Origin of the sequence: Parasphingorhabdus sp. (assembly GCF_049667325.1) — a bacterium.
GTDB lineage: Bacteria > Pseudomonadota > Alphaproteobacteria > Sphingomonadales > Sphingomonadaceae > Parasphingorhabdus.
The window spans coordinates 1-3,425 of record NZ_JBATHY010000089.1 but is presented as its reverse complement, the minus strand read 5'-3'; the positions used below and the strand labels follow the sequence as shown (position 1 = coordinate 3,425).

Here is a 3,425-nt window from a genome sequence, read left to right as displayed (position 1 = left end):
TGGCCACGACCTCGTCGAGCGTCAGGAATTCCTGTTCCTTCTGGCCGAGACGCCGCAGGGCAACCTTGCCTTCTTCGGCTTCGCGCATGCCAACGACAAGGATATTGGGCACTTTGCCCACGGAATGTTCGCGCACTTTATAATTGATCTTTTCGTTGCGGAGATCGGCTTCGACACGGAGGCCGGCGGCTTTCAGTTTTTCAACCACTTGCTCGGCGTAGGGATTGGCGTCGGTCACGATCGTCGCGACCACGGCCTGGGTCGGCGCCAGCCAGAGTGGCAGCTTACCGGCATAATGTTCGATGAGAATGCCGATAAACCGCTCAAACGTGCCCAATATGGCCCTGTGTAACATGACCGGCCGGTGACGGTTGCCATCTTCACCGATATAGCTGGCATCAAGACGCTCTGGTAGCACCGTGTCCGCCTGTATCGTGCCAACTTGCCACGTCCGGCCAATCGCATCGGTCAGATGAAATTCGAGCTTGGGCGCATAAAATGCCCCTTCGCCGGGTAGTTCTTCCCAGCCATACTCTTCCGTTGCGCGGCCGGATTTGACAACTGCCTCACGCAGGATCTGTTCGGATTTGTTCCACTCTTCGTCGGTTCCGAACCGCTCGTCGGGGCGGAGCGCGAGCTTGATCTGGTAATCGGCGAATCCAAGGTCGCGATAGATCGCATCGAGCAAGTCGCAAAAAGCCACGATTTCTTCGATCAACTGGTCTTCGCGGCAGAATATATGGGCATCGTCCTGGGTAAATTGCCGGACGCGGAGCAGTCCGTGCAATGCGCCATGGGGTTCGTTGCGATGACAGCAGCCAAATTCCGCCATCCGGATCGGCAGGTCGCGATAGCTTTTGATACCCTGTTTGAACACCAGCACATGGGCAGGACAGTTCATCGGCTTCATTGCCATCATGCCCGCGGTGCCGGTAATGACCGGCCCGTCGCCCTCGGCATCAGGAACCTCATCCGGGACGGCGAACATATTCTCGGAATATTTGCCCCAGTGGCCAGATTTCTCCCACTGGTTGACGTCCATCAGCTGGGGTGTCTTGATCTCTTCATATCCGGCGGCATCGAGCTGGCTGCGCATATAGCGTTCCAGTTCGCGCCAGATGAAATAGCCCTTGGGATGCCAGAAGCAGGATCCCTGCGCTTCATGCTGGAAGTGGAACAGGTCCATTTCTGCGCCCAGTTTGCGGTGGTCCCGTTTGGCCGCTTCCTCGAGCCGCAGCAGATGCGCGGCCAGCTGCTTTTTGTTGAGCCAGCCGGTACCGTAAATTCGCGACAATTGCGGATTGCGCTGGTCGCCGCGCCAATAGGCGCCCGATACCCGCATCAGTTTGAACGCCTTGGGATCGAGCTTGCCGGTCGAAGCAAGATGCGGGCCGCGGCACATGTCCATCCAGTCGTCACCCGACCAGTAAACCGTTATCTCGTCGCCCTCGGGCAGTTCAGCCGCCCATTCGGCCTTGAAAGATTCGCCGTCTATCTGCCAACGCGCGATCAGATCATCGCGCTCCCAGACTTCACGGCGCAGCGGCTTGTCGGCGGCGATGATCCGCTTCATTTCCTCTTCAATCCCGGGCAGATCTTCGTCGGTGAACGGATCGCCGGCAGGGGCGAAGTCATAATAGAAGCCGTCATCGGTCGACGGACCAAAAGTGATCTGCGTGCCCGGGAACAGGTTCTGCACCGCTTCTGCCAGCACATGGGCAAAGTCATGCCGCGCCAGTTCCAGCGCCTCGGTTTCGTCGCGTGATGTGATCAGGGCCAGCGCGGTGTCTTGTTCGAGCGGCAGCATGATATCGCGAATTTCGCCGTCGATCCGCGCAGCAAGAGCGGCTTTGGCCAGGCCGGGGCCGATATCAGCAGCGATCTGTGCGGGCGTAGTGCCCGATGCCACTTCGCGCGTGCTGCCGTCAGGAAGGGTGATTTTGATCATCTCGGTCATCGGCGCTGGTCATTCCAAAGTTTGTCAAAGTTGGGGCCAATGAAGCGCTGAAAACAGCGCCGTCAGGCTTCAGATGCCTTAGTCTATGACCCCATCAAGTCAACTGTCTCGCTATCGCTTCTCTTCATACCCTTTCACTGCAAAGGGAAGGGCTGCTGGACAATATGGAAAGCGTGCTTGACATTTGATTGCGAATCGACGATATAAGTCAAGGAAACACGACATAATGTCTATGTTGCTTGATGGAGAATGATCATGAAACCGAAACGTTGTTTAGGCCGGACAATGACGCCCAATGAAAATATCGCGATGTGGGCGGCGCTCGCCATCCTGTTACTGGGGGCGATGTGAGCGACTGTGACCCGGCTCGGGGCTGTAAACTTTTCGTCCTGACCGGATGGAGGCAATGATGGCGCATGGAGAGAAACGGGAAAGCCAGGCCGCAATCTGGAGCGGGTGGCTGAAACGATTGGGCGCGGCCGCGATATTGTCTCTCGCGCTTTCAGTCGCATTTGTTGTGACCCAGGACCCGGCGCTTTGGCTGCGGGGCTCAATCGCCATATTCAATGTGATTCTGTTGCTCGCTGCCGGCTGGTCGATGATGCGATTGATGGAAGTTAATGCGGCCGGCACCAAGGCCTCGTCGCGCTATCTGAAACGGATGATGTTGGTTACAATCGTCTATATCGGCGGTGTGTTTCTGGCGGAATTCCTGTTTGATCGTTATACCTTGAGTGGTGTTGCTGCGGTCGGTGTGGCGCTGGTGCCAGCCGCCGGAGCGCTCGGGTTCATCTGGGCGATCGGGCGCTACTTGCTGGAAGAAGAGGACGAATATGTCCGGATGCGCGAAACGCAAAAATTTCTGATGGCGACCGGGTTCATGATGGTGATCGTCACGGTTTACGGCTTTCTGGAACAATATGATCTCGTGCCGCACGTGCCGGCCTATTATGCCTTTGTCATCTGGTGTCTCGGCTTGGGCGTGGCGGCCCTGTTTCAGTGGAGGCGGGGATGAAAAACCGTCTAAAGGTTCTGCGCGCCGAGCGCGACTGGTCACAGGCAGACCTGGCCGAACGGCTCAAGGTGTCCCGGCAAAGCGTCAATGCGATCGAAACCGGCAAATATGACCCTTCGCTGCCGCTCGCTTTCAAGATTGCCGATCTGTTCGAAATGCCGATCGAAGAAGTATTTCTCAGGGCCTGAGTTTTCAAATAGGATCACAATATGAAAAATCCGCTCATAATCGCCGCGCTTGTCGGACTTTGCGTTAGCGTACAGACGCCAGCTTCTGCCCAATCGGATGCTGCCGGGATGGCAGGAAAAGAGATTCTGACCGATAGTCTTGGCGAAGGCGAAATTCGCGATTTTGCTGATGGCTCGCAGATGGTCGGTGCCGATTATTTTACCGTTTATATCGAAGGCGAAGGGCCGGATGTGCTGCTGATTCCCGGACTATCCACGCCGCGCG

The 3,425-nt window shown here is 56.8% G+C and carries 3 protein-coding genes and 1 pseudogene; 3 read left to right on the top strand and 1 reads right to left on the bottom strand.

Annotated elements, in window-relative coordinates; translation table 11 throughout:
• Nucleotides 1-1,957, bottom strand: a 1,957-nt coding sequence (gene thrS / locus WBM93_RS05050) for a threonine--tRNA ligase (RefSeq protein WP_424429019.1), incomplete at its 3' end; no start/stop codon positions are given.
• A gap of 406 nt (nt 1,958-2,363) precedes the next feature.
• Between thrS and WBM93_RS05045 the strand changes: the two genes are divergently transcribed.
• From WBM93_RS05045 to WBM93_RS05035, 3 genes and pseudogenes are all read left to right on the top strand, one after another.
• Nucleotides 2,364-2,972, top strand: coding sequence for a hypothetical protein (locus WBM93_RS05045; protein ID WP_424429016.1), 609 nt, complete (start codon nt 2,364-2,366; stop codon nt 2,970-2,972).
• Complete coding sequence (locus WBM93_RS05040; protein ID WP_424429013.1) at nt 2,969-3,160, top strand: helix-turn-helix transcriptional regulator; 192 nt, start codon at nt 2,969-2,971, stop codon at nt 3,158-3,160. The genes WBM93_RS05045 and WBM93_RS05040 overlap by 4 nt, the downstream gene beginning before the upstream one ends.
• Before the next feature lie 21 nt (nt 3,161-3,181).
• Nucleotides 3,182-3,425 (top strand): annotated as a pseudogene (locus WBM93_RS05035) (hypothetical protein); the annotation flags it as partial.